Origin of the sequence: Agrobacterium pusense (genome assembly GCF_013285525.1) — a bacterium.
Classification (GTDB): Bacteria; Pseudomonadota; Alphaproteobacteria; order Rhizobiales; family Rhizobiaceae; genus Agrobacterium; species Agrobacterium pusense.
Window position 1 is genome coordinate 24729 of record NZ_CP053857.1, and the last position, 26238, is coordinate 50966.

Annotated in this window: 22 protein-coding genes and 1 pseudogene; 4 read left to right on the plus strand and 19 right to left on the minus strand. The window is 57.4% G+C overall.

Going from position 1 to position 26238, the window contains the following annotated elements; genetic code table 11:
• Positions 1–69: 69 nt before the first annotated feature.
• Positions 70–1116 (minus strand): autoinducer 2 ABC transporter substrate-binding protein, encoded by a 1047-nt coding sequence (locus HQN82_RS13750; RefSeq protein ID WP_045531774.1) that lies wholly within the window; start codon positions 1114–1116, stop codon positions 70–72.
• 336 nt (positions 1117–1452) lie between these two features.
• On the opposite strand from HQN82_RS13750, the gene HQN82_RS13755 reads away from it, so the two are divergent.
• Complete coding sequence (locus HQN82_RS13755) at positions 1453–2184, plus strand: DeoR/GlpR family DNA-binding transcription regulator (RefSeq protein WP_173615046.1); 732 nt, start codon at positions 1453–1455, stop codon at positions 2182–2184.
• Between the two features lie 545 nt (positions 2185–2729).
• Here HQN82_RS13755 and HQN82_RS13760 read toward each other — a convergent pair.
• The 5 genes and pseudogenes from HQN82_RS13760 to HQN82_RS13780 form a co-directional block, all read right to left on the minus strand.
• Positions 2730–3408, minus strand: a pseudogene (locus HQN82_RS13760) (ROK family protein).
• A 31-nt stretch (positions 3409–3439) separates the two neighbouring features.
• Complete coding sequence (gene zwf / locus HQN82_RS13765) at positions 3440–4825, minus strand: glucose-6-phosphate dehydrogenase (protein WP_173615047.1); 1386 nt, start codon at positions 4823–4825, stop codon at positions 3440–3442.
• Positions 4822–5826: a phosphogluconate dehydrogenase (NAD(+)-dependent, decarboxylating) gene (gene gnd / locus HQN82_RS13770; protein ID WP_173615048.1), complete on the minus strand. Its 1005-nt coding sequence runs from the start codon at positions 5824–5826 to the stop codon at positions 4822–4824. The genes zwf and gnd overlap by 4 nt, the downstream gene beginning before the upstream one ends.
• Before the next feature lie 36 nt (positions 5827–5862).
• The gene (locus tag HQN82_RS13775) at positions 5863–8265 is read right to left on the minus strand and encodes a glucan 1,4-alpha-glucosidase (RefSeq protein ID WP_173615049.1); all 2403 of its coding nucleotides are present in this window, start codon (positions 8263–8265) and stop codon (positions 5863–5865) included.
• Between the two features lie 672 nt (positions 8266–8937).
• Positions 8938–10151, minus strand: a protein-coding gene (locus tag HQN82_RS13780) for an IS3 family transposase (RefSeq protein WP_113344534.1) whose coding sequence is annotated in 2 segments (ribosomal slippage) — positions 8938–9815 and positions 9815–10151 — 1215 coding nt in all. Because the reading frame shifts where the segments join, the coding sequence is not laid out codon by codon here.
• Between the two features lie 110 nt (positions 10152–10261).
• Between HQN82_RS13780 and HQN82_RS13785 the strand changes: the two genes are divergently transcribed.
• Positions 10262–11311 carry a hypothetical protein gene (locus HQN82_RS13785; RefSeq protein ID WP_234904898.1) on the plus strand — a complete coding sequence of 350 codons (1050 nt, stop codon included), beginning with the start codon at positions 10262–10264 and terminating at the stop codon, positions 11309–11311.
• Positions 11312–11376: 65 nt separating this feature from the next.
• Positions 11377–13311 (plus strand): DKNYY domain-containing protein, encoded by a 1935-nt coding sequence (locus HQN82_RS13790; RefSeq protein WP_234904899.1) that lies wholly within the window; start codon positions 11377–11379, stop codon positions 13309–13311.
• A 40-nt stretch (positions 13312–13351) separates the two neighbouring features.
• Here HQN82_RS13790 and HQN82_RS13795 read toward each other — a convergent pair whose 3' ends face one another.
• Positions 13352–14152, minus strand: coding sequence for a hypothetical protein (locus HQN82_RS13795; protein WP_234904900.1), 801 nt, complete (start codon positions 14150–14152; stop codon positions 13352–13354).
• 393 nt (positions 14153–14545) lie between these two features.
• Between HQN82_RS13795 and HQN82_RS13800 the strand changes: the two genes are divergently transcribed.
• Entirely contained in the window at positions 14546–14824 is a 279-nt protein-coding gene (locus HQN82_RS13800) for a hypothetical protein (protein WP_173615052.1), read from the plus strand.
• 430 nt (positions 14825–15254) lie between these two features.
• Here the strand turns inward: HQN82_RS13800 and HQN82_RS13805 are convergent, their stop codons facing one another.
• From HQN82_RS13805 to tssH, 12 genes are all read right to left on the minus strand, one after another.
• Entirely contained in the window at positions 15255–15704 is a 450-nt protein-coding gene (locus HQN82_RS13805; protein ID WP_173615053.1) for a hypothetical protein, read from the minus strand.
• A 2-nt stretch (positions 15705–15706) separates the two neighbouring features.
• Positions 15707–16255, minus strand: a complete 549-nt coding sequence (locus HQN82_RS13810) for a hypothetical protein (protein ID WP_173615054.1) — start codon at positions 16253–16255, stop codon at positions 15707–15709.
• The gene (locus HQN82_RS13815) at positions 16252–17469 is read right to left on the minus strand and encodes a hypothetical protein (protein WP_234904901.1); all 1218 of its coding nucleotides are present in this window, start codon (positions 17467–17469) and stop codon (positions 16252–16254) included. The genes HQN82_RS13810 and HQN82_RS13815 overlap by 4 nt, the downstream gene beginning before the upstream one ends.
• A 1-nt stretch (position 17470) precedes the next feature.
• On the minus strand, positions 17471–17848 hold the full coding sequence (locus HQN82_RS13820) for a PAAR domain-containing protein (protein ID WP_173615056.1): 378 nt from the start codon (positions 17846–17848) through the stop codon (positions 17471–17473).
• A gap of 16 nt (positions 17849–17864) precedes the next feature.
• On the minus strand, positions 17865–18398 hold the full coding sequence (locus HQN82_RS13825; protein WP_234904902.1) for a hypothetical protein: 534 nt from the start codon (positions 18396–18398) through the stop codon (positions 17865–17867).
• 5 nt (positions 18399–18403) lie between these two features.
• Complete coding sequence (locus tag HQN82_RS13830) at positions 18404–19369, minus strand: hypothetical protein (protein ID WP_173615057.1); 966 nt, start codon at positions 19367–19369, stop codon at positions 18404–18406.
• The gene (locus HQN82_RS13835; protein WP_173615058.1) at positions 19366–19842 is read right to left on the minus strand and encodes a hypothetical protein; all 477 of its coding nucleotides are present in this window, start codon (positions 19840–19842) and stop codon (positions 19366–19368) included. Before HQN82_RS13835 ends, HQN82_RS13830 begins: the two co-directional genes overlap by 4 nt.
• Positions 19839–21992 carry a type VI secretion system tip protein TssI/VgrG gene (tssI, locus tag HQN82_RS13840; RefSeq protein WP_173615059.1) on the minus strand — a complete coding sequence of 718 codons (2154 nt, stop codon included), beginning with the start codon at positions 21990–21992 and terminating at the stop codon, positions 19839–19841. The genes HQN82_RS13835 and tssI overlap by 4 nt, the downstream gene beginning before the upstream one ends.
• Before the next feature lie 13 nt (positions 21993–22005).
• Entirely contained in the window at positions 22006–22506 is a 501-nt protein-coding gene (locus HQN82_RS13845) for a type VI secretion system amidase effector protein Tae4 (protein ID WP_045531759.1), read from the minus strand.
• A gap of 11 nt (positions 22507–22517) precedes the next feature.
• Positions 22518–22907 (minus strand): Rap1a/Tai family immunity protein, encoded by a 390-nt coding sequence (locus HQN82_RS13850; RefSeq protein WP_173615060.1) that lies wholly within the window; start codon positions 22905–22907, stop codon positions 22518–22520.
• 108 nt (positions 22908–23015) lie between these two features.
• Positions 23016–23492 carry an Hcp family type VI secretion system effector gene (locus tag HQN82_RS13855; RefSeq protein ID WP_004431488.1) on the minus strand — a complete coding sequence of 159 codons (477 nt, stop codon included), beginning with the start codon at positions 23490–23492 and terminating at the stop codon, positions 23016–23018.
• Positions 23493–23549: 57 nt separating this feature from the next.
• Positions 23550–26219, minus strand: coding sequence for a type VI secretion system ATPase TssH (gene tssH, locus HQN82_RS13860; protein ID WP_173615061.1), 2670 nt, complete (start codon positions 26217–26219; stop codon positions 23550–23552).
• Between the last annotated feature and the right edge of the window lie 19 nt (positions 26220–26238).

Sequence of the window (26238 nt, forward strand, 5' to 3'; positions counted from 1 at the left end):
TGGCCTCGTGCAAGGCTGGAAAACACGGGGGTGCACGGAGAGAGGGATGCCCCCCCTCCGTGGTTCGGATCAGAAGTCGTACTTGTCCATGTTTTCTTTGGTCACCCCGACCCAACCTGCGCCGTAGAGCAGGTGTGGCTTGGAGGCGTCAGGAACCAGCAGGCTTTCATAACCGGGCAGACCCATGTTGAGACCCGCCTTGATCTGCTCATTCTTCTTCTCGAGAACCGCGACAGCCAGCATGTTCATGGCATAACCGGCCACGGCCGGATCCCAGAACTGGATGTACTGGATATTATCGTTCTTGATGTATTCGCCGGCAACGGAAACCAGGCCCGTTCCCGAGAAGAAAACCTTGCCCGACAGGCCGCCCTCGGCGATCAGGCGGCCAGCGCCTGCGGACGTCGGCATCGGCGCGCCGAGGATGCCGGTAATGTCCGGATAGGCGGTCATTGCTTCCTTGAGCTTGGTGTAGTCGGTGTTGGCGTCGTCATAGGTTTCCAGCCGCTCGGTCGCCTGCGACATTTCCGGGAAGTTTGCCTTCTGGTACTCGACGGCGCCGTCGATCCATTCCATCTGCGACTTGGACGTCAGACTGCCAACGGTGGCGACATATTTGCCCTTACCGCCCATGGATTTGCCAAGTTCCTTCATCAGGTTGGCGCCGTAGGCTTTGTTGTCGAAGGCTTCGATGTCGAAATCAACGTTCTGGATGTTGGAAGCCTCATGGCTGATGACGACGATGCCGCGATCTCGGGCTTTCTTGAGCACCGGCTCTACCGCTTCGACCGAGAACGGCACGATGGCGATCGCATCAACGCCCTGTGCGATGAGGTTTTCAACGATCTGCACCTGAGCGGCGGCATCAGCCTGGCTTGGGCCAACCATCCAGACATCGTTTCCGGTATCGCCCTTGAACTGCTCGACGCCATCGCGCATGCGGTCAAACCACGCAATACCATCCACCTTCACGACGGTTGCAATGGTGTATTTTTTGCCGCTCGCCGTCGTGATCAGCTCCTTGTTGACCTTCGACGCATCGACGGCGCTTTGCGCAAAGACAGCCGAGGCCGAAAGCGTTGCAGCAAGCGCGATGGTAGTGAAAATCTTGTTCACGAATAACTCCTCCCTTTGAAACCGCAGTGTGCCGGACCAACTCCAGTCGCAGCACCCAAAAATGTTCGATCCCTAGCGCCGGGAACCGCTTCCGCGTCCGACGCCTCCTCATTCTCCCGGAAAGGCCTCCCCCATGCTCCGGTGCATAGGCCACGATGTAGCCTAGAAACCTGTTGTTTTCCTCTCCCGATAATGCGAACTATTATGATACAATCCGATCATTATGTTGCGATCGTTTCATGTTTGTTATTCTCCTGTCAAGCGCAGAGAAGTGCGATTGGGAGCAAAATAACACCGAAATTTGAAGCGAAGCGACGAGCCGAAAGCGGAGACAAGGTGAGCAGAATAAGTGCACACAATGCCAGGTTGGACGCCCTGGCCGGACTGGTTCAGGAAACGGGAATCCTGAGGCTGCGGGATGCCGCGTCCCGGCTTGGCGTCTCCGAAATTACCATTCGCCGCGACATTGCCGCCGATGGCGAGCGGCTAAGCTGTCTTGGCGGATATATTATCCCGGTTCAGGACGGCAGCGTTAGCAGCGACTATGTGCTGGAGCAGGAGAAGGACAGTCACGCGACTGCAAAAGCGCGGGCCTGTACGCAGGCGGCCGCTCTGATCGAACCGTACGATACTGTATTCATCGATTGCGGAACGACGATGCCGCATTTGGCGCGGCAGATTCCGGCAAATTCCCATGTCACCGTCATCTGCTATTCCCTCAATGTTGCAGAGGAGCTGGCGAGAAGAAACGATGTCCGCCTGATCATGCTTGGAGGGGTTTATCACCCGGAAGCGGCTTCGTTTTCAGGTGATGAGGGTATCGAGGTGCTGAAGCGCATCAATATCAATAAGGCATTTTTATCTGCCGGCGGTGTGGACGAACAGCATGGCGTCAGCTGCTCACACTTTCATGAAGTGCCGATAAAACAGATCGTTATGCAACGCTCAATGCAAAAGCACCTTGTGGTGGACAGCAGCAAGTTCAGCAAGGTGCGGGCCGCGCGCTATGCTTCCACAGGCGACTTCAATTCAATTGTTTCGGATCAACCCTTACCTTTTGTAAAATGAGCAAAAAAAGGCGCGCGTTTTCGCTGCTCGTTGAAGAAGGCGGAGGCCACGCGTGACGCTGGATGAGAAGGACAACAGTCAGCCAACGATATCCATCTGGCTGACCTCGACCTCCACTTCCGTCAGGCGTTCTAGGAACGCGGCAGTTTCGTAAACGGCACTGTGGAACATTGAAACATTATTTCCGGCCGTCGGCACGTCGGGCTATGGCGATAAAGCAGCGTTTCCCACATACGAGCGAGAGCATAACCAAGCGCAGCTACAATGCCGGACTCTATGTCTGCCTGCCTCGGACGTTGCCTCCGCGGCACGGCGGTTGTCGTTGCGCTTGCACCTCTTTGGGCTATGCCGATCCTGGCGGCGCCCCTGCCGGTTATCGAATAACTATGACCACCATAAGCGTGACCTGCTTGCCACCGATGTAGCCTTCATGGTCCGTTCAACGCTGTCCTTCGTTACAAAGGCATATCCTGATGCGCGGCAGCAGGTTATCCATGTGCGCGGCGAGCCCTAAACAACATTACCCAAACCCGCAGCCATGATTTTTAAAAGAGAAGAGCTGGATCTTTCCAAAGACGAAATCCGCCCTCAAAAGCAAGAGCATTGTCTCCCCGTCTGCAATTCGGCGGCAGACTATTGAGCTTTTCCACGTTGCCGCCACCGATGACGACCTCATCCGGTTCAAGAGCCGCGCTCAGGCGTTCAACGACGTCGTTTACGCGCTTTTGCCATTTCGCGTTGCCCCTTCTTTTCCCTATAGGCCTCGCTGACATAGTGCTCATAGGTTTTGCCTTTGCGGTAAGGAAGATGGGCAATCTCCATCGGCTGGGCAACATTCTCGACGATCATCGCAGCGCCCAAACCCGTGCCGAGCCCCAGAAACAACATGCGGCCGCCCTTGTAAGAACCAATCGCCTGCATGAGCGCATCGTTGACGACGCGAACAGGACAACCAAAAGCGCCCTCATAATCATAGCCCACCCAGCCTTCGCCCAGATTGACCGGTTCTCGAAGCGGTTTGTTATGAACGACCGGGCCGGGATATCCCATGGCAATGACGTCGTAGGTCATATCCTTTGCCATGGCGGTTACCGCGGCGACCATTTCAGGTCCCGTCATTGTCTTTCCGCTTTCAACCTTGCGTTCTTCGCCACCGGTGGTCAGGCGGATCTTCACGTGGCTGCCGCCGATATCGATTGCAAGAACAGTTTGATCCTGTGCCATATCCTGGCCTTCGTCGACTGTGTTGTGGGTGCTATTCGGGATCAACCCACCCGCCTGGCGGCCCAAACTCTGCCATTTCCGCCGGGCCCCAGCTTCCCACATCGTATGCAGGCGGCACCGCGGGATCATCGAGGATAGGCTCCACGATCTTCCAGGCCAGTTCCGCCGCGTCCTGACGGGTGAATAGCTGACGTTCGCCTGCCATCGCATCACCGATCAGTCGCTCATAAGGCGCCATGTCACCGATACCGTCATCGACTGCGCCGAGTTCTACGGCCTCACCGCGCATGCCATCGCCCGCAGCCTTGCGGCGCGCGCCAATTCCAATTGCAATATCCGGCCCCAGCCGGAATCGCACATAATTGGCGGGGGTTGTCTCGACATCGCCAAAGAGCGCAATTGGCGGCCGCTTGAAGCGGACCACAACTTCGGTTGCATGCGCCGGCAGGTTCTTGCCGGCGCGGATAAAGAATGGCACGCCATTCCAGCGCCAGGTGGCGACGCGAAAGCGCACGGCGGCGAACGTTTCCCGGCTCGAGGCCGGAGCTACACCCGGCTCGTCCAGATAGCCTCTGAACTGTCCGCGCACCACATCACCACGGGTGAGCGGCGGCATGGCTTTCAGTATCTGCACTTTTTCATCGACGAGATCATCCGAGGCGCTTGTAGCCGGCGGCTCCATGGCCAGAAGCAACAGCACATTGATCAGGTGGTTCTGGATCACATCGCGGATACATCCGACCTCGTCATAAAACTTGCCGCGCCCCTTGATGCCAAAATCTTCGGCCATGGTGATCTGCACGCTTTCAACGTGGTCTCGGTTCCACACGGGCTCGAGAAAGGCATTGGCAAACCGGAAATAAAGAAGGTTCTGGATGGCCTCCTTGCCAAGGAAATGGTCGATCCGGAAAATGGCATCCTCTGCGAAAACCGCGTGCAGCGCTTCGTTCAACGCTTCGGCAGAGGCAAGGTCACGGCCGAAGGGTTTTTCAACCATCAGCCTTGCCGAAGCGGCGATGCCGGCCTTGTTGAGGCCGGTTACCACGGTTTCGAAGAGAGACGGCGGAATGGCGAGGTAATAAAGCGGATGCTGGTGCGCGCCGAGCGCCGTGCGCAGCTTTTCGAATGTCGCTTCGTTACGGTAATCGCCGGAGACATAGGTCAACTGTGCGGCGAATTTTTCGAAGACGGCTTCGTCGATCTTGTCCACATGGTTGGCGACCGCATCCCGCGCCCGCGCTATCAACTGCTCACGCGGCCAATCATCGAAAGCGACACCGATGACGGGCGTTTGCAGCGCGCCGCGTTTCACCATGGCGTAGAGAGAGGGAAAGATCATCTTATAGGCAAGATCACCCGTGGCGCCGAACACCACCAGCACGTCCGAACGCTGTCTGTCCGTGGCTGATATCTTCATTTGGCTTTCTCCAGATGGCCACCAAAGGCATTGCGCATGGCCGACAGCACCTTGCCGGCAAACTCGGCCTCGCCGCGTGAGGAAAACCGCTCGAAAAGCGCCGATGCCAAAATGGGGGCCGGCACGCCGGTTTCGACGGCCGCCTGAAGGGTCCAGCGGCCTTCCCCGGAATCGGACACTCGGCCGCCATAATGGTCAAGGTGAGGGTCCTGTTTCAGCGCCTCCGCCGTCAGGTCGAGCAGCCAGGAGCTGATAACAGACCCGTGTCGCCAGACCTCCGTCACAGCGGGAAGATCAAAGTTGAACTGGTAATATTGCGGATGGGCGAGAGGGGCGGTTTCGGCGTCTGCCTCGCGATGTTGCGTGCCCGCATTGGCGGCTTTCAGGATGTTGAGCCCTTCGGCATAGGCGGCCATGACACCGTATTCGATGCCATTGTGGACCATCTTGACGAAATGCCCCGCTCCCGACGGGCCGCAGTGCAGATATCCCATCGGTGCTGTTCCGGTGACCGGGTCAGCGGCGATGCCCAGACCTGCGCCGGGCGCAAGGGAAGCGAAGATCGGGTCGAGACGCTGGACCGCGGCGACCGGTCCGCCGATCATGAGGGAATAACCGCGCTCCAGCCCCCAGACGCCACCGGATGTGCCGGTATCGATGAAATCAATGCCGCGGGACGCAAACTCGGCCGCGAGATCAATCGCATCGCGATAGTTGGAATTTCCGCCATCGATGATGGCATCGCGCGCCTGGAGTTTGCCCGCAAAGTCCCGCGCGATTTTCGGCGTGATGGCGGCGGGCAGCATCAGCCACACGGCGCGTGGCGGTGAGAGCCTAGCAACGAGATCGTCTGGCGAGGTCGCGCCCACGGCACCTTCCTTCACCAACGCCGCGACATTGTCGGGATTGACGTCGAAAACCACGCAATCATGCCCATGTTTCAAAAGGCGGCGCACCATGTTTGCGCCCATCCGACCAAGCCCAACCATTCCAATCTGCATGCTGACACTCCTCTTGTGCAATTCGCTATTGCTGGTTCATTCGCCGAGACGAACGGTAAAATTCTCGTTTTCCCACACTCCAGCATCTCGCCAGTAGAAGGTGAAAACAATCGTCCCGCCGGCCCCCATATCCTGCACGGGCAAGTCCGCAAAATGCGTGCCGAGACCGGAGGCCATCGTGCTTGTATCTGTTGTCGTCGCCCAGCCGTCGGTGCTCCAGTGCACGATGGCATCATCCGCCAGTTCCAGCCGCAGAACCTTGCCGGCGGGCATTGCTGATATCTTGTTGTTGAAGCACCAGATTCGAAGATGCGACGGCGTCTTGTTGCGGATGTAACGCTCCACACCCTGCGGCGGCATGTCGAAAACGGAACCATCGGCGAGCGAACGCAGAAGCTTGATATGTTCTGCATGCGCCCAGACCAGCGGCATCGCGCTGCCCGACGGGTGGCCATAGAACAGCTCCCTGTCGGGAAGATCGGGTTGATCCCAGACCTGCTCGGGGAAAAGGCCGCTCTGCCCCGCCGATTTTTCCATTGTGGTCAGCAAAGCTTCCGCCGTCCCGCGTCTACCCGCAGCAAGTTCGTAATGGGCGCGCTCGCCGGTCAGAAGCGGCCATGGCCTGCCCTGACCCGTGCCGTCAAATGCTGTTCCATCAGCGTGCTCACCATATCCGTCGCCTGTGTATCTGTACCAGACCGGCCCCTGCGGCAGGTCGGCGCGCAGGCAATGATCGATCGCCTTCACCGTTGCGACAATGTGGGGATCATCTGGTGCGCGCAGGCCAAAGCGGACCAGCGCAAGTGCATCCGGGCTGATCACATCGCTTGTTGGCAAGAAAGCGCGATCCGGTGTCTGGTTGAGGATGGGCGTGGTGCCCGAGGGCTGGACGGCATCGGTGGTACCGCGAGAGGCGATGCGAATGTAATGGCCGGAAATATCGAGCTCCGAGCAGAGGGTTGGGTCGCCAGCAAATGTCCACCTTTCGATCTGCTCGTTCCAGCAATCGGCGGTCTGCCGCAGATGCGTGGCTTGCGCCGCGTCGCCCTCCATATCCAGCAGATCAGCGGCGGCAAGCAGCGCAGCGATCTCGACTGCAAGCGTGAACGGGCTGTAGCCGGCATCCTCCTCCCACCTGTCCTCGCCGGTCGTCGGGCCGTTTGCCAGAATATAGGCCGAGGCGCTGCGGATCATCGGCATGTAATCCGCCCTTGCGGCGTGGTCGAGGTGGCCGTGCCGATGCAGCATATCCGCAAGCAGGATCGGAAAGGCGCATTCATCCATCTGAACGCCCGGCCAATAGGGCTTGCCATCCAGCCAGAGATTTTGCGGCCACCGCCCCGAGGGCTGCTGCACCTGGCGCAGATAATCAAGGATGGCCAAAGCCTCCTCGTGATCGCCGGCCGCCAGAAACCCGCCGGCGGCTTCCACCAGATCTCGCGGCCATATCAGATGATATCCGCCAAGATCGTCATCGCCCTTGGAGGCCCCCCATGGGATCGACAGGCTTGCCACGACGGCTCCGGGCCGGTCTGCGGCACGATGCGCGGCAAGCACGGCAGTTGACACGCGATAGGAATTAACGCCGTGATGGGTATCGCGGTCGAGGGGGCGAAGACTGTTCTGCCAGCTGCGCCAGTTGGCAACATAGGCGTCGTGCGCATGCCTGAAGCCGGACTTCAGACTTGCGACAGCACACGCCGCCGCTTCATATTCGGTCTGGCCGAAACCAAGCGCCAATGTCGCCGTATCGTGAGTTTCGCTAAAATCGATTTCCGCCGCCAGCGAAACATTGCCATCATCTGCCCGCTGATATTCCTCGATAAGGCGTCCGACGCGGCGCACTTGCCGCCAGCCATCGGAAACGCCCACGAAACCAGCGCTTGCGGCGCGCCAGGGAAGATCGCAAATAAGCGCCAGATATCGAGAGCGACCAGTCGCGAACAAAATCTGACGCCCTTCATACTCCCCTATCCAGGCGGAGTTGAGATTGCCGGCGTTGACAAGATGCGGCGCCAGAAGGAGGCTTACACGGTAATCCCCCATCTTTCCCTTCAAGGGCGAGAAGGAGACTTGCTGAAGAACACAGGCCCGCGCCGGATCGGTGATGACCTGTTTTTCAATCCGGTAGGATCCATCTGTCGCCGTATTGGCGATTTGGAACGCGGGAATTCCACTCTCGAAAGGGCGGGTAACGGAGGTGCAGTCCCGTTTCTCTTCCGAAAAATATCCGTCGTCTCTAGTGACCACAAGACCGAGATCGCGGGTGCAGGCGCTATCGATACGTGGATAATAAACCTCGTTGAGGATGCCGTGGCTGAGCGTAAACCAGACTGGAGAGGTTTTCGACAGTGCGGTTCCCACACCATTCTTGGCGCTCGACGTCCAGCGTGCGTCAATGCCCGGTGCGCCGGGTGCGAAATCGAGTGCGGCACGCATCGTTACATGCCTCTGGCAGGGAGATGATGAAGGCGAAAGTTAATGGTACTATCGTATTGAAAACTCATTACGGAGATCTCGACCTTGGAGAAAGGGTCTTTCCGGGATAAAACGCGAGACGGGCTGCGGTTCCCGTCCCTCATCTCAAATCCGATACGGCCTCATCATTAAGCTAGGTATTCGCGAAGTGGCGCACAACTAAAGATTTGGTAATCGAGCGTGTGGCGGATTCCTTTGTGTCGGTGGGTCGCAATATGGCCTGGATGCATATGCCCTGCCGGTGGCGTCGCCTTTACCGGTTGGTGGTTTCCAATGTAAGCCGGGTCAACGACAACGTCATAGCCGCCATGTTCGCGCACACGAACATCACATTCCCTTGACATCTGTTCTCGGAGATTTTTGAGAGCTGTCACGATTCCGGCCGTCTGGCGCTTGGTCCAATGACGTTCCATCAGAGTCTTCACCGGTATAAACTCAGAGGTTGTGTCGCTGTACTTTTCATTGCAAGGTTCGGCAGAATTACAATTGATGTTGACCGGGGAGCGGATGGTACACCGAGAGAAATGCCGTTCTTTTGCATGTGTGCTTGTCGCAACTTCGGTCGCCGTTGCGGTGTTCGCCGGAACCGGTTTTGCACAGGTGGAGTGCACCCCATTTCACCGGGCAAGTCGGCTAGATTGATTTAGCCCTGATGAACTGCCGAGGGGAAGCCATCTTGAGCGCGGAATGGGGATGGATTTCGTTGTAGTCCTCGATCCATCCGTCGATGAGCCGGAGCGCTGTTTGGGCGTCCGGTAGAGCTGATATCCGAATATAGTCCCGCTTCAACGTTTTGACGAAGGCTTCCGACATGCCGTTCGACTGCGGGCTGGCTACCGGCGTGAAGCAGGGTGTCAGATTGAGTGCTTGCGCAAACAGCCTCGTGTCCCTCGCGGTGTAAGCAGAGCCGTTGTCCGAGAGATGCTCGATTGCGTGCGGGGCTCGGGTTGCTGCGAAGCGTTTCTCGACCGCCTCCAGCATCATGTCGCGCACGTCAGAGCCGGAGATGCCCGCGTTGGCGACCGCCGTCCAGGCGATGATCTCCCGGTCGAAAGCGTCGATGATGAAGGCGAGACGGATGACCTCGCCGTTCCAGCAAGTGAACTCCAGCCCATCCGAGCACCAGCGCAAGTTCGAGCGCATGACCATGACCTTGCCGTCATGGATGCGGCCCTTGCGAACGGCCGTATGCTTCTCCAGCAACATGGCGTGGTTGCCCATGATGCGGTGAACCCGTTTTGCGTTGACGACAGGCTTATCGGCGGCTCGCCTTTCGCGATTGAGGAGCGCGGCGATCCGCCGATAGCCATAGGTTGGCCTTTGATCTACCAGCCTGCGAATGATGGGCAAAAGCTCTGCATCCTCGGCCTTGTGATAGGAGCCGCGCGGCTTCGATCTGCCTTTCAGCCGCTCGATGAGGTTGGAACGGGATACGCCCAGCGTGTCTGCGACGGCCTTCATCGCGAACCGTCCTTCGGCAACAAGATCGGCCGCGATATCCGTTTTTTTGAGTCTGCTTTGGACAAGGCTTCCCGAAGGATTTCGACCTCCATCGTCTTGCGGCCGAGCATGCGCTCCAGCTCGCGGACGCGATCTTCCAGCTTCTTCACTTCCGAATTGCCGACCACCGGCTCGTCAGAATCCACAGCTGCAGCACCTCCCTCGCTCAAGAGCCTGCGCCACCGATAAAGCAGATTGGGCGCGACGCCATGACGGCGAGCGGTGGACGATACCGTCTCGCCTGGTTCGAAACTCTGCTCAATGATCGTCAGCTTTTGCTCGGTTGTCCACCGCCTGCGGCGAACATCACCCGTCAGCAATTCAACGTGTCGATACTCGTTAGACATAAGCCTATACCCAAGCCTGTGCTTGAGCCTTTCTGCTTATGCCGACTGTCCGGTCGAAATGGGGGGCAGTTCAACAGGATAACGATAGTACCGTTCAAAATGCCGTCCCGGTGACGAGAAAATTCGATTTCTCAGCACCCGCCCTCAATCTTGAGGGGACGCTTTCCCTGAATGCTACGGCCGAAACCGTGCCAATGAGCCCAACGGAGCCTGGCACAATCGGTAATGTGAAAGTCGTTGGAAAAATCACTTCAGATTCCTCCAGTCCGAAAATCGAGACGACCTTTGTCGGCTACAATCTGCAGGCGCCATCGGCAGCGTTCCGGATCTGCGCTTACCAGGCAGACACTGCTGGATACACGACGCGCGTCTCAAAAGTTGCATCGGACCTGACAGAGGCTATGCTTCTGGGCACTAAGGAACAGAGCGGCAAACCACATAGCGCCCTTATCAGCTATTGCTTCTCTCGCGGGAAGCAGGCGCTGGGCATAAATTTCATTGCAGATGTCAGCAACGCGGCGGATGCTGACGCGGCTTATGATCTGGTGGTTCGGGCCGACAAGTACGCCGTTGCGTTCATTGACATCCTGTCATGGGAAAATGGAGAAGAATCAAGCTTTGGGGAAGAGCTGCAATCGGTTCCTGTTCGGATAGGCAACGAGCGGATCACACTCCGCGTCCCGGACCAGTGGGAAATACCGATCAACGATTTTCATGGCGCTTTGCCGGCCGAGTTGCACATGATCAGGCGCAAGGGCGGAAGAGATGTTGGCCTGATATGGCTGCTAGTTCAGGACATGAAGGAAAAACCGGACCTGGAAATGGCCGGAGCCACGATCGTGAGGGATTACTTTGTTAGGCAGACACCTGATGCCCGGCCACCCGCACTGATATCGAGTGAGGCAGACAGTCTGCTTGCAAAACAGGGAATCCCCGCACGCACCTTCCGGTTTTCAGTGACAGACAAAAAAGGTCAGGACAGCGGCGATATAAATGCGACCGTCATATGGCGGAATGGGCGCCTGCATGTACTCACCCTTTGGTCAGCGTGGTCCTCCGGCGCCGATAACAGCAACTTCTTTTCCCGTCTTCCAGCTCTTACTGTCTACGATATCTGTTTCTTTCTGGTATTTTGGGCCGCAAAAAATGGCGCAAGATAGACAGGTAAACTGGCTTGGAACCACGGCTGGCAATGACACCACAGATCGGAGCGGACTCGGGCGGAATGAAGCTGACTGAACTTTTCCCACTACCCTATGCCCATTGGTATGCGGCCACTCTTTTTGCCGAGGCCGGATATGCTGCGTCACAGATATTCGAGCGTCTCAAGATAGATCCCGCGCGCTGGCGACGGTTCAGAGAGCGCTACAGCCAACTTCATTACGCTAATACAAATTGGGTTGCAGCCGCGTTCAGGGGGGACGGACTTCCCGACCCCGAACAGGATCGGGCGCTTTTCCAGCGTCTGACGGGGAATGACGGTATCGGCCTTCCGGTAACGGAACCCTTCAGCATGCGCAGGGAGCTTGAGGCTTTGCGGCGGGCAGTCGAAGCTAATCCTCGTATCGGCCCCTTCGCCGATGTTGACTGGGTCGCGCATTACATCGGAGAAAGACGATTTCCAACCATCCGCTATATCCACAATGGCCATCAGGTCTATGTGGACGGCGCACCAATCCGCGACCGCAAGGGCGTCCCGTTGTCCGGGGTCGACCCCTTCACCTTTCGACAGCTTGGTGACCGCTGGTTTTGCGACGATAGACATGTCTACGGCCAGGGCGAGACGCCAACGAAGCTTTTCTGGTTCACAGCGCGTGGCGCCGATCCGGACAGCTTCACCGTTCTCAACCAACGTTATGGTGTCGACAAGGCCGCCGGTTATTACATTACCAACTTGCGCCTTCCCACCGAGGAGCCGGGTACATTCGGGATCGTCAGCTATTATTACGGCAGCGGCCAGAAACCGGGCATCCGTATCGAAGAGAGTCACTACGGAAAGGACAGTCGCAAAGTCTATGCTTACGGGGTCGCGATTGAAGGCGCGGATGCGGCCAGTTTCCATTCCATCGGCGACGAAGGCAGATATTTCGCTGATAGGAAGCATGTCTATTGGGAGAAGAGCCTCATTCCCGACGCGAACCGAGAGAGTTTTGTCTGCGCATCAGAAGCAGGTCAGTATCGCGCTTATGACAGCGAGCGCCCGTACTATGCAGGGCAACCTCAATCAGTTTCGGCAGAATTTGAGTCCTGGAGTGGCTATTTCGAGAACCATCCCGAGATCGCCGACAGCTGGTGGCACCGGGAGAAGGCACGCCGCGCGGCAAGCGCGTTTGTGGGGAATGAGCCAGTCCCGATCGGCGGCCTCTATTACAGCGATGGAAGCAGGATTTTGGTTAGGCCACGGCGTCCGCAGGAAGCCGAATGGGTCTCACTTGATCATTTCGATCACGGCAGCTTCCGACACATCGTTGATGTGTTCGCACAGGATCGGCACGGACTGCGCTACTTCTTGCCCGGCCTCGAAAGTTACGGAATGGAGCCCGTTAAGAAAGCCGATCCGGCGAGCTTCGAAAAGCTCGACGGCCCCTGGTTCAAAGACAAGCAGCAGGCCTATTACATCGACAGTACAGCCCCTTTACCAGAGCTTGCTGTCGTCAAAGTCGACATGGCAAGCTTCGAGGTTTTGGGCGGCGCCTATGCCCGTGACGCAAAGGGGCTGATCGTGGAAGGTGTGCGCAAGCGCGGCATCGACAATCCAGCAGCGGTGGAATCGCTCGGCTATTCCTTTGCACGGATGGGCGACACCCTGCTTTATCGCGGGAAGCCCATCGGCCGGCCCGGCAAGGTCAACCCCGCCACAGCACGTGGCGTCCACGAGCAGCTTCTGATTGACGCGAGCGGCGAGATGCTGGTCGGAGGCAGTTATCGCAAAAAGATACCGGGAATCGATCCAGCCAGTCTGCATTTCCTCAACCGTGTATTCGCAGTGGACGCACGCCATGTTTACGCGATAACCGATACAGGACTGCTGCGCATTGAGGATATTGAACCGGACGAAGTCGAGCCGACCGACCTCTACTCGGTCCGGGTGGGCGGCACACAGTTCCGCGTTTCCGGTGAAATCGTAAGGCGGTTACGACCCGAAGATACAAGTGGATGAGTAATGCCTGAGATCAAAGCTCCCGGCGAGGCTGGGTGCGTCAGTAGTGACGAGCGGCGTGCGGAGCTGCCAGGGCGGAGAAACCTGCGCCGTTGAAGTCATGCAGGCGCGAGGAAAACTCAATAGGCATGACATCACCGGATCGGAAGTCGCTTTTTGCCAGCCGATAGAGGCACCCGCCGCGTGCAAACACCAGATCGCCGCCATCCCAGTCTGCCCAATCCGTTTCCGGAAGGTCGACAAGCAATGTTCCGTCCCGGTCATACACGCGGTAGTTCAGTCCGTACCACGCCTTTTGACTGCGACCGATCGAATGAAGAACCATCTGAAGGCGCCGGCCGTTTGCACCCGGTTTTTGCAGGACACGCGGCTTATTGAAGCTGTAAAAGGTCGAGGCCTTCAGGCCATTGGTTTGCCCCTCACCGGCGTCGATCACACGCCAACCGTCACGCGCAAGTATGAAGCCGCTGATGGGCTCGTCCTCTCCACGTCCCGACAATATACCGCACGGGTCCACTTGCATGCCTCGCTTCAATCGAAAACCAGGAGCGAGCGAGACGCGGTTATCGTCAAATGAATGGTTGAGAAGCAGTTTGTTCTCGTCCTCGAAAACACCGCCTCCTCCCCACGCGTCTCCTTTTGGCCAAAGCGTCAATGCGGTAAAGAATGGCGGCTTCGATATGGCCGTCCAGCTCCCGTAGGGCGGGCGATTTGTGGCTGCGAAGTAGACCAGAAGTTCCCCGGACGGAGAAAGATCGCAGCGTCTTTCGTAGACCCGCCCCTTCAACCATTGACCATGTTCAAAAGTGTCTGTGCGCAAGTCCCAGCGAATGAGCTGCACCAGCCGGCTCGGGCCGCGCCGAAATATGACACCTGTTCTCGCTGACCGTGCCAGGATCGCATACAGCCTCGGTGCAAGTGCCTTCCGAGAAGGATCCACAGTCTGCTTGCCTTTCTCTACAGCCACCCGAGCTACTTTCTTCCGGCACTATCTGATGCCATCATGTAGGACGTCACTGACAGTTTATCCTGTGTCCGCATCGAGCTCGCGGAATTCCATCTCTCACCTGTCCGAAATATCGCGTCACATCATTGTCAGATACTGGACGAAAAAATCGACATTGCGTAGTTTTGAACAACAATTGCGTCCATTGAAGCGATTTGGCACTTCGTCCCACGATTTAATTCAAACCCGGATACGTCGCCGTTTCAACTGATCGCATAGGAGAAACGCTTGCTGGCACTTGAGATCGTCATTTTTGCTGCGGCTCTGATCGCGGTTAGCCTTCTGACTGTACAACAGATTGTCGCGCAGATTCGGGAGCGTAACTTCTACAAGAAGAATGGTGGTGATTTCTCTGTCGACAGCAACATGGATCACGTCAAACTTGACAGATCCATGCACTATAACGACCTCCGCATCACGAACTGGCAGCGATTTTACCTCTTCCGCCCGGCCTGCATCGCGATGCTCGTCTTTGTTTGGGCTATGATGCTAGTCTCTTTGCTTTAACTGAAACGCTAGGCTTAGGTTGCCCTTGGCATCGCTTGTCGACCAGACTGGTTTCGGCAAGCCCCCTGCCGCGCCTCACCGGGGCCAAGACAATGTGATTTTGTTCGGCAAGCGGTAGGAGGCAATAGCGATCTTAGTCATCCAGTTTAGGCCGAGGTCTAAAATTGACGTGCCTGCGTATTGCGCTGCGGTTGCGCGTGGCCATGCGGGCTGTTCAAAGCCACCTCGACGTTCAGCGGATACAAATTCCTCCTCTGGCTCGGCAAATCTGCAAGATGCGCTTAAACGCTGAACTCGAGGTCCAAATCGTTGACCTTCGCGATCGCATTCGTTCCGCTCTTGGTGTAGATGACCTAGGTACCGGCCAGCGAACACATTCCCAGACCCTTCCCGTACATCCGTGATCAGCCCTCAGTGGGTTCATCCGCCATTACCCGATCGTATAGTTCGACGCTACGCCGCGAAGATGTGTGACTGTCGCTTGCGACAAAACACCACTGCCAAGGTACTCAGCAAAGCTGTATGAGAAAATATCACTTCGTTCTATCGCCTGGACCAGATTGGTATCACCAAAGACAACGAAGTATTCGTGATCCTCCGGCGCCCAGATCCAGAGATCATGAGCTGAAAAATGGATCAGAAGGCTATAGGGCGAATTTTCAAACAGTGCATCAAGCATCAACCCGACCGGTTGCGGTGCAAAACGGCGCGGAAGCTGACCGTACTCGTAAGCAGCGAAATCAATCTCGTCACTACTGATACGCGCGGCGACAAGAGCGATTTCCTCCTCGCTCGGAAATTCGGGGTAAATCCTCGCCGCGAAATTTCTGTTTCGAATCGCCAGATGGTCCAGCGTGCAATCTTTTCCAATGAAGTCCATAATTAAACCCCAGGTCCGTCATTATACCGAATCTCGGTCTGACGACCGTTTGGCCTACGTATCTGCAACGTCGGACGACCGTCAGAGCTTCCCGGACGGACAGTAACTTTGCTGCCGTCTTCCAGTTCCCCCGTGCGGCCCGGCCCGTATTGGGTTTCGATACCTTTCTCCTTGTCCGGTTTCAAGGAATCGAAGTCGCGTTCGGCTTCCGCCATACCGCCATCCTTTTCGCCGTGTTTTGTCTTGCCCTTGGTCTGTTGACTGACGCCCGCTTCATCTTCCAGTTCCTCTTGCCGCTTCTTCTGTTCTTCCGCCTTTGCCGAATCGCAGTTCCCAGTGCAGCTTCCCGCCTCGCCATCGGCGGGTTCAGAATGGCTCTCATTGTACATCTTGTAGAGTTCGTAGCCTTCATAGGCCAGCATGGCGAGGCCGATTGCTGCACCAACTGGCCCAAGAAAACCGAGCGCGGCGCGGGCACCGAGCCTCGTTGCTACGCCTGCAGCCGCACGGCCAAGCAGAACCTCCCCGCCAGCAGCAGCCACGGCAGTCATGCCCCCCCCCGTTCTTTCGCCGCATTCGCCATCAGCCGCATCATTTCATCCAGCCGAGCGTCAGGATTGCGGCCTTTGAGGTTCTGGCGAATATCAGGTGCTTCGATGAAGCGCCCGTTGCTTGCGCTCATAAGGTAGGTCCACTGAAAGAATCCGCGCTCGGTTTTCAACCCGTAAATTCGTGCCTGTGTTTCATATCGTTCCATGAATATGAGCGCCTCGCGCTCGTCCATGCCTTGTAGCAAGTGCGGCGCGGACCTTTGAAAGGCCGCCACTCGGCGGCGACGCGCGGCGACCATTCGCGATGCACTGATGGCCTCAATATTCTCAGGAGTCAGGCGCAACATGCCGCCTTGCGCGACGCCATCAACTGGTCGATGAGCGCGCTTGATGCTCCCACCCCATGCCTCGGACGGAGCGAAGTAGATTTCTTCGGCCGGGCCCATAAGGCGCACCACCTGTTGCGGCGAAAGCGCCGGCAACACCTGCATCATGACATTCGGGTCGGCATGGCGGAAAACAACAATTTCGCTACGCCCCCGCGCCTCTTCAAGATCAAGGGCGAACGATGCCCCTTCTTGCGCATCGCCAGCTGCCAAGGAGATATCTCCGGCTTCTCCGGAAACCGAACCGCTCAATCCCGCGTGCGCGTCTCGCTCAAGCGGCAGAAGGATACGGTTAATACCACGAAGATGCCTGTAGATTTTTTCCTCAGAAAGGGCGCGATCACCGACCCAGAATACCACAGCCGGCCTGTCTGCGATAAGCTTGAGCAGGGCCTCTATTCTGCTCTTTACCCGCCCAGGCAAGTTGATCTCGTCGGCTGGCATCAAGCCGCGGCCACTGTCATCACCATTGGCCACTGCTTTCGCCATGTCATTCGACAATTTCGCTGCCAGCGCCTGCAGTTCCTCGTCGCTTGGCTCCGCCGTCTCGACCAAGCTATCCGGCCCACTTGAGACCGGCGGCGAAAGACTAAGTGAAACGAGCCACGGCCCGCCGAGCACAATTGCGGAATTGGAACCAGCCGACCGATAGAGCGGCCTGTGGCACAAACCAGCCGCCGAAAGATCCGCTGTTAGGTTACCGAAGAGAGCTCCGTCCAGCACCGCATAGATTCGCCTGTCGCAACTGTCCGCAATCCGAGAGAGGCGTTTCAGATAAACCTGACCGACCGCTGGCACCTCCGCTCCGTCGTTAAGCTCACTCTGCATCTTATCCTCTAACCGTCGGAACGGACCGCGCGGCCATGCTTGTCTGGCACGAGGTGGCATCACTGCCGCCCTTTGGCTCACGGTCGCCGATGTAGACGTCGGTCGAACCGGTTTGCGCATTGCCGCCACAGTCTATCGCATCGCCTACTCGACCGGCCCGCTTGCCGTTGATGAAGACGGTGGATGCTCCAGCCGCCAAAGCCCGCGGATGTGAGGGCTTCGGGCAGGATGGGCAGCCATGCGGCAAATAGGCATCCCCGACGCGCATCAGCGGCCGACCATTCACATAGACATTATTACTACCACCGGTCGCCGGTGTGGGTGGAAAATGGCAGGAATGGGAGGAACCTATATCGGCGCGGCGATGAGCTTTGGGCATCGGCTGTATCCCCTTTTCAGCGCGCCTGAAGCATGGCGCGTGTCAGTAACCCAAGCCGTGCTCCCTGCGGCGGGACAAACGATCCAGGGAGCCGTTCGGGCTTCGAGGCCAAGGCGAGCGCAACGGCAAAATCGTCATCCTCGGTGCGCAGAAGCGCACTCAGATCTACCGGAACAATAGCGGGATTGAGCATAAGGGCAGCAAAATCGCTGCCGATTTCAGGGTCGATCTGCCAATGCAAACTTTTGCCGCGTCCTGCGACCTCGGAAAAGGTGACATCCCCCTGACACCACGACAAAGCGGAGCAGCCCACCGGTGTCCAGCCTTGGCCATCGCACAGCATTCTCCATCTGTCGGCAGAGAATTGTGCTAGATTTGCCAACAGCTCATGTTGGGTTCTTATCGCTTTCAGAGCTATGTCACGGCTTGAGCCACCCGCATTGAGCATGCGTACATAGGTATTTTTCCACTGGCGCTCGGTGGAATGGAGCTCTAGCCAAATTCCCGCCGGATTCGACCCGTCGTCAAATTTCACTGGCTTTGATACCATGCGGCTCACCTCCCCTCATAGAATATATGTTGCTTGTCCATAGGTACCCAAGGCATGAACGGGTTACTGTCAGGGGAACGCGCACCCGAATAGAATTTCTCGGTCATTTCTACCGACCTCTGCAGTGCATAGCCGGAATCAGGGAAACCGTATTTAGCGGGATTGACCTGCATGTCCCTAGTGATCGAGTTGATGATACGGTCCTGTTCCGCAATACGATCAAGCTGCTTTTGATAGGTATATTCTTCCGACTTCCATTCACGGAAAAATGGATGAACGTTGTAGGCTTGGAATGGGTATTCCTCGCGTTTTGACCGGGACAACTCGTTCCACAACGAGTACCATTTTTTAACTCGCCAAAAGCCCATCATGGAACCCAGGGACGCGCCAACCAAGGTAGCCTCGGTTTTGACATTGAGGGCCGTCGCCCCTTTGAAAAGATTACGGGCGTCGGCAAGGTAATATGTCCCGACCCCTATTGCCGCATCAACAGACGCCCCTGAGACCCACCCCATGGTGTAATCCAGATCGTTGATACAAAACGGTTTGAGAGCGCTCATTCCGTTCTGTTGCGCAGCAAGAAAACGATAAATTTTTTCAGCGGAATCATACTGGTCTCCCGCTGTCGGGATGTCCGATATGTCCTTTGCGGTTTTCATATCCTCTATCGTCTTGAGTTGTTCGGAAGCACCGCCGCCTTGACCGATCCTCATTGACTGCCCTCCGCCGCGTTCAACGCGCTTAGCGGCATTGGACATGCCATAACCTGCTGAGAGGCCGGCCCCGTAGAACGAGGCGACACAGGCGCACAGGTTCTCCCGGCCGAACAACAAAAAGGTGTGCGCACCAAGAATCAGCGATGCGCCACTGTCATAACCAATCAGCCATGACTGGGATTTGGTATGTGCCAATCCAGCCCAGGAGTCGGGAGTTTTCAAGTCGTTGCCATAGGGAAATGCGCTGTCGCTCATTGCTCCGCCTGACCGTATTTGAATGGCACATAGGGTACGAACGGTTTCGACGGATCGAAGTTCTGCTGTCCCGGATAAAGAAGGCAATAGAGCTTCTGTTTATAAACGACCGCCAGTGGATAACACGCGTCCTTCTTGGCCACGCCGCCCGCGCCACATTGCTGGAGCCCCTCCAGAACCTCCATCGCTCGGCACTTTTCGTCCCTACAGTCGTAGTCCCTGATGTCCTCATAACCTTTAGAATAGAAAATGCGCGTTTTCGTATAGCTGTCTAACGGACCAAGACGGGCCGCAAGCCCTGCATAGGCTCGGTCAACATCCTGCTTCTCTCCGATATTGAAGGTGGATGGCGTATCCGATGTGAAGGCGAATTTGGCCGGATCGGTTTCGCATTCAAGTGCAAAGGAAAAAGAGCTGGAGGCCATAAGGATCACACATGCCGGGGCCAGGATTCTCATCATATTGCTTCTCAATTCAAATCTATCCTTCCGCCATTGACGACAACACGCTGTTCGCCATTGATCTCGATCTCTGCAAAGTCGAGAAAGAGCTTCGTACCGCTCAACGTGACAGTTCCATCCTCATGCATCAAAACATTGGCCTTTCCGCAAGTCAGGTGCAATTCGCCGCCGCTATGTACGGTTGCGCTGTTTTGCGCAGATAGCGACATTGTGTCGTTGCTCATGAGATTGACACGCGTTCCTGCATTGACGCTGTAGGACATACCGACATTGGTAGCCATTCCGGCCCCTACGTTGACGGCTTTGAACACACCCACGCTTTCAGTATTGTTCTTCTCGACGATGACGGACATATTGCCCTCGCCAGGATTGAGAAGCCCTGGGAAACCGAGGTTCTTTGCAACGTCGCCAATCCCGCTCACAAGCGAATTCAGCACCGAATTCACGACCCTTCCGATCCCGCTCGGCCCAACTGTAACCATCATATTGCCACCAATAACCTCGTGGTGGTTGTTGCGAACCTCGATCGACTTATTGTGGCCAACCGACTGGACCCAGTTATTATCAATCCGTTCGCTGTGATTGTTTCGGATTTTTTCATTGCGGTCTTTCTGGGCGTGAATGTAAATTTCCTCGCGGCCATTCTCGTCTTCGAAAGTGAGTTCGTTGAAGCCCGAACCTTTGTGCGTGTTAGTCCGGAATGTACTCTTGGTCTTGTTGGCAGGGAGGTCATAAGGCACCGTCTGACGCGCATTCGGCACCACGCCGGTCACCAGTGGCCGGTCCGGATCGCCATCGACAAAGGCAACCATCACTTCCATGCCGATGCGGGGGATGATTTGACCGCCCCAGGTGGAGCCCGCCCAGTTCTGTGCTACCCGCACCCAGCACGTATCCGTACCATCCTTCTTCGCCTTGCGATCCCATGGAAACCACAGCTTGATGCGGCCATATTGATCGGGGTGGATTTCCTCACCCTCGGGGCCAGCGACGATCGCCACCTGCGTGCCTTCGATACGTGGGCGCTTCGTCACCCGGTGCGGCGTCAATGGCACGCGGGCCGGAATTGCCTCGAAGTGGTTGCGATACTCAGGCTCGTTACTGTTTGTCTCATAGGAGAGATCGACAATGCTGTGGCTTGCCCTGATGATCACATGCTCTTCATAGGAATGTTCGGGATGGGCGACCTCGTAAGGCGTAAAGCGACGGCCGGCTTCGAGAATGCGTGAGGTCGAGGACCCGAATACCCGGTCGTGGTCGGCCTCGATCGCCTGGGTGCGCAGTTTCTGCGCCCGCTCCGCCTCCTCCACTGTCCTGATGCGAGCCGGATATTCGTAAAGCTCGCGCTTCATCGCATCCGGCATTTGCACCAGTGATGGCGTCATCGTGCCCGGCACCATGCCCGGCGTCTCGAAATTCCAGTCCGCACCCGCCCGCTGGCCGGAGACATAGGAGAACCGCCGCGCCCAGTCATTGATGTGGTTGCGATCCGACGAACCCTGCGCCAGACGCACCGTTCCCTCCCCCTGGGCAGCCGGAGACGGCCCGAGCCAACCGCTGGCGCTGTCGGCCACATGCAGCTTGTGGGAACCGTCCTCGTGGCTGAACCAGTAGAACAGGCCGTCCTCTTCGAAACGGCGGGTGAGATAATCCAGATCGGTCTCGTTAAACTGCACGCTGTAGTGCTGTGCAGGCGGCGGCGAAATAATGCCTGACGTATCGGGTGCGGGAATGCCGTGTTCGGAAAACAGCGTCTCGACGATCTCCACTGCCGTCTTGTCCATCCAGATACGGCAGTCGGAACGCCGCGACAGAAGCCACATCTGTGGCCGGATGGTCATCGAATAAGAACGCAACCCACGCGTGATCGGAGGACCTTCATGGAGCTCTGTTACAAGGCCATTAAAGGGACGGCGGATGCCGCCGCCCTCACCCTCGCCCTGGCTGATTTCGATCGAAACATCGACCAGCCGTCCGATCAGTTCCTCGGGCTTGACCGCTTCCTTCTTGGCACGCACCGTCAGGCGAATGTCAAAGAGCTGCGACACGCCTTCCTCGACGGTCAGACGCTCCGGCAGAAGCTGATCCTCGCCAAGGGGCGACTTGACCTTGAGGACGCGGCTTGCCTGAACGAAATCAGAAAGTGACGACTGGTCGTCCATGGAACACTCCTAATCAGGACCCGCGGCTGGACTGAAGTGGCCAGAACCAGATCGTTTCCGAATTGTAGTAGCAGGCTGATGCGCATTGGGTGGCCTCTGAGCCACCCCGCACAAGATCGATATGGCCGCCGCCGGTGTAACCAGGGATATTGTTGAACGCCACAACACCGTTACGCGCGCCGATGCCATTACGCGCTGTCGCGGGGGTAAACGGCTCGGGCTCGCCGAGATAGCTCGTCCGTTTCATCAGATTTGCAAGGCGGCGCATGTTGACCTCAATGCCCTTCCCCGCATAGGGACCTTTCTGGATGCGATGCGAGGATGGCACGATGTTGATCCCCGATTTCACGAAAGCGATGCTGACGCGGATGGCACAGGTATTGTGATAGTTCGGGTTACCGATAAAATCATCCCAGCCAATTTCCGTGAAAAGATCACGCTGGCTGAGATAGTTCGGATGCGACGGGTCGCTGCTCGGATAATTCTTGTAGAGAGTGTCGAAGTTAACGCGCATGGTTCGTCCCACTAGTTACTTTTCTGCTCACAGGGAAAGGAGACCTTGAGCGCCTCCCGCACGAGAGTGGCTGCCTGTTCATCCAGTTTTTCCGCAGGAAGATCGCCGAGATAGGTGTAGATCCGGTCGGTGAGTTCATGGGGCGCCACGGCGCCTGCACCACACCAGTCCGATCCGCTCGTCAGATCGGCCACGCCGGCGATATAGGCGCTTGATTTTGCAACGGAAACCAGCCGCCGCATTTCCGGATCGGTTACCTCCGGGGCAAGCTTACCCTCGATGGCCTGCTTGAGTTCGGCAGCAGAGAATATCCATGTCCGTTCCGCTGCGTTGACCGGCGAAAGACCGGACGATGCCAGAACAACCGGCACGGAAACAAAAAACGCATATAAGGAGCGCATCAAAAAACCGCCTCGACCAAAGTCGACGTGAAACATCACGACGTGAGCTGCAAAACTGCAATGAAAACGTTCCGGTGCCGGCAACGCCGGCACCGGGTCGCGTCACGATCAGGCAGCCTTCGTCGTCGCCAGATCGTAGGAGGCGATCATCGGAGACTGCGGCGAGTTGTTGTCGTCGAACGGCGTGTACTTCACTTCCATCTTCGTGAAGTTGAGCTTGACGGTTTCCACCGGACGGTCACCGCTGGAATCCACCGAGTAGCTGGCGATAAGCGTGTTTGTCAGCAGATACTCGATATAGGTGTTGCCCGGATTACCCGTGGTCACCAGATGAATGGTTGCGAGCTTGCCGGTCCGGCCGGCGCAGGCTTCCTGGAAAAGCTTGGTGGAAGAAGAATCGCTAACCTTGGTCAGAATGACTTCCGAAATGGTCGGTTCGGATGCCTCGCGGTTTGCAGCAGAACCAGCAGAGGTGTTCATGTTGCGGGCCACGTTCCAGTGAATGGCTTCAATATCCATCCACTTACGATGTTCCTCATGGGTGGCGTCGCCCTGGATACCGTCAATCTGCAGATAAATTGGCATGCTGTAAGCTCCTGTAGCTAAAATGACCTCTTGCTCCGAGGCCGAGTTACCCTTCGTTTAATGCCGCATGCGTCGGGTAGCCCCATCCGACGCGGCAACTTTATCCACCCCAACCTCTTCGGTTACGGCGAATTCATCTGCTTCCCCAGCCTCTTCGGCACGAATGCCGAACCCGTTTTCACCAAAATCGACAACAATCTTCCCGACACGCTCTCCCGCGATGACCTTTTCGAGGAAAAAGCTGGAAAGAGGCGGCAGGAGATCCTTGCCGATCATGATTTCAATGGCGCGTGCGCCAATCTCACTTGCACCGGCGCGCGCCACCAGGGCATCTCGCGCCGTATTGGACAGGGTCAGGCCGGTGCCATATGTTGCGAGCACACGTTCCCTGATCTTGCCAATCTGAATATCCACGATCCTTGCAAGCGCCTCAGTCCCAAGCGGCATGAAGGGCAGAATGATCGTGCGCCCGAGGAACGCGGGCTTGAACTGTTTGGTAAGCTCCGGCATCAGTAGCGCTTCCAGCGCTTCGCCTTCCGGCATCGTGTCGGGATCGGCCGACAGCGCCGAGAGCAACTCCGAGCCTGTATTGGCCGTCATGAAGATAGTGGTGTTCTTGAAATCCACGTCGCGGCCTTCGCCATCGCGCAACACGCCCTTGTCAAACACCTGATAGAAAATATCCTGGACGCCGGGGTGAGCCTTGTCGATCTCATCCAAGAGCAGAACGCCGAACGGCCGGCGGCGCACCGCTTCCGTCAACACGCCGCCTTCGCCGAAACCGACGTAACCGGGCGGCGAACCGAGAAGCAGCGAAACCTTATGCTCTTCCTTGAACTCCGACATGTTGATTGTCGTCAGATGACTGTTGCCGCCGTAGAGCATATCGGCAAGCGACAGCGCGGTTTCGGTCTTTCCCGTTCCGGACATGCCGACAAGGAAAAAAACGGCCGGCGGGCGGCGCGGATCGGATAATCCGGCCCGCGCCGTGCGCATAGCATCGGCGATCCGGGCAATTGCAGCATCCTGCCCGACCACGCGCTGCCGCATCCGCGCATCGAGTGTCCGGGCACTTTCGATCTGGTCCGCCAGAAGTTTGCCAAGTGGAATTCCGGTCCATCGCGAAACGACGGCGGCGATCGCCTCACGATCAACAACTGTCTGGACAAGTCTTTCGGCATTTGCCGGTCTCGTCTCGACCGCAGGCCGCAGGGGCGAGACATTGGAAACATCGCCTTCAACCGGCTGGTCTTCGCTTAGCTGAGCCATCTCCGCGTCGTAACGGCTGCGCAGATCATCGATCCCGCTCTCAAGCTTTTCGACTTCGCCGCGTATCGACTGAATACGGCTGTCAATCTCATCATCCTGCGGTTCACGCAGAAGCCAGTTCAACTCATCGGTGAGAAGGCGCCGTTCGCTTTCCATAGCGCGCAGCCGCTCCGGCAGGGTCTGCCGTGCCAGTGAGACGGCGGCCGCGGCCGTATCGAGAAGGCTGACGGCCTTGTCCGGCAACTGACGCGCGGGCATGTAGCGTGCGGATAATTGCACCGCGGCCACGATCGCCTCGTCACGAACGACAACGTTGTGATGGCAAACGAAGCTGTCAGCGACACCGCGCAACATGCGTATGGCGGTCTTCTCATCCGGCTCGCGCACGTGCACAGGCTGGAAACGGCGGGTTAGCGCCGCATCCTTTTCGAAATATTTCTTGTATTCGCTCCAGGTCGTCGCCGCGACAGTGCGCACTTCACCGCGCGCCAGAGCGGGCTTGAGAATATTGGCCGCATCGCCCTGCCCGGCCGCACCACCCGCACCAACGAGGCCGTGGGCTTCATCGATGAACAGGATGACCGGTTCGGCCGAACGTTTGACCGCATCGATCACGCCATGAAGGCGGCGCTCAAACTCACCCTTCACGCCGGCACCGGCCTGAAGCAGCGAAATATCGAGGTTCAGCAGGCGGACATTGCGCAACTTTTCCGGAACGTTGCCAGACGCGATTTCCAGCGCCAGCGCCTCTGCAACCGCCGTTTTGCCAACGCCCGCCTCACCTACCAGGATGGGATTGTTCTGTCGGCGGCGCGTAAGAATATCTACGAGCTGGCGCAACTCGTCATCGCGGCCGATAACAGGGTCAACCTTGCCATTGCGGGCATCTGCGGTCATGTCCTGGGTGTAAAGGCGCAAGAAATCACTCTGGCCAGCAGACTGTCCGGTCCCTGCCTGCCCTGAGCCTGCCAACGCGGACGGAACATCCAAGCCTGCGCCGTTTTCGGTTGAGCTGCGAAGACGCTCTAGCGAGGTGCGATCCATCGCCTTGAGAGAGGGAAATGCCGAACGGAAATAAGAGCGAAGTGAGGTTTCCTCATCCATCGCCAACAGCAGATCGCAAAGCGTGACACGGTCGCGGCCAGCCTCCAGCGATGCGAGAATCCACGCCTCCCGGGTCGCCGTGAGGATGTTCTGGGAGAGCGATAAAGCCTCTCCGTCGCCGATGATGGCCTCCTCCAGACTGCGGCTGATTTCAGCCTGCAATACCGGAAGTGGAATTTTTAATTCTTCGAACGTTTTCGCGTAGATGCCGGAATCCACAACCGCAAGCAGCCAATGCGGGATATCCACGTATCGGTGCCCCATGCGCACCGCAACAGAAGCCGCAGCCTCAAGGGTAATGCGCAGGTCTGGCTCAAGCGCTCCAACAAGGCGGTTGAGATCGATATGCGACATGCAAATGAGCCTCCTGCCC

Coding starts and splice junctions, on each gene's coding strand:
- zwf (WP_173615047.1), bottom strand. CDS start 4,825: ATGAAGATATCAGCCACGGACAGACAGCGTTCGGACGTGCTGGTGGTG.
- gnd (WP_173615048.1), bottom strand. CDS start 5,826: ATGCAGATTGGAATGGTTGGGCTTGGTCGGATGGGCGCAAACATGGTG.
- HQN82_RS13775 (WP_173615049.1), bottom strand. CDS start 8,265: ATGCGTGCCGCACTCGATTTCGCACCCGGCGCACCGGGCATTGACGCA.
- HQN82_RS13790 (WP_234904899.1), top strand. CDS start 11,377: ATGAAGCTGACTGAACTTTTCCCACTACCCTATGCCCATTGGTATGCG.
- HQN82_RS13805 (WP_173615053.1), bottom strand. CDS start 15,704: ATGGACTTCATTGGAAAAGATTGCACGCTGGACCATCTGGCGATTCGA.
- HQN82_RS13810 (WP_173615054.1), bottom strand. CDS start 16,255: ATGACTGCCGTGGCTGCTGCTGGCGGGGAGGTTCTGCTTGGCCGTGCG.
- HQN82_RS13815 (WP_234904901.1), bottom strand. CDS start 17,469: ATGCAGAGTGAGCTTAACGACGGAGCGGAGGTGCCAGCGGTCGGTCAG.
- HQN82_RS13820 (WP_173615056.1), bottom strand. CDS start 17,848: ATGCCCAAAGCTCATCGCCGCGCCGATATAGGTTCCTCCCATTCCTGC.
- HQN82_RS13825 (WP_234904902.1), bottom strand. CDS start 18,398: ATGGTATCAAAGCCAGTGAAATTTGACGACGGGTCGAATCCGGCGGGA.
- HQN82_RS13830 (WP_173615057.1), bottom strand. CDS start 19,369: ATGAGCGACAGCGCATTTCCCTATGGCAACGACTTGAAAACTCCCGAC.
- tssI (WP_173615059.1), bottom strand. CDS start 21,992: ATGGACGACCAGTCGTCACTTTCTGATTTCGTTCAGGCAAGCCGCGTC.
- HQN82_RS13845 (WP_045531759.1), bottom strand. CDS start 22,506: ATGCGCGTTAACTTCGACACTCTCTACAAGAATTATCCGAGCAGCGAC.
- HQN82_RS13850 (WP_173615060.1), bottom strand. CDS start 22,907: ATGCGCTCCTTATATGCGTTTTTTGTTTCCGTGCCGGTTGTTCTGGCA.
- HQN82_RS13855 (WP_004431488.1), bottom strand. CDS start 23,492: ATGCCAATTTATCTGCAGATTGACGGTATCCAGGGCGACGCCACCCAT.
- tssH (WP_173615061.1), bottom strand. CDS start 26,219: ATGTCGCATATCGATCTCAACCGCCTTGTTGGAGCGCTTGAGCCAGAC.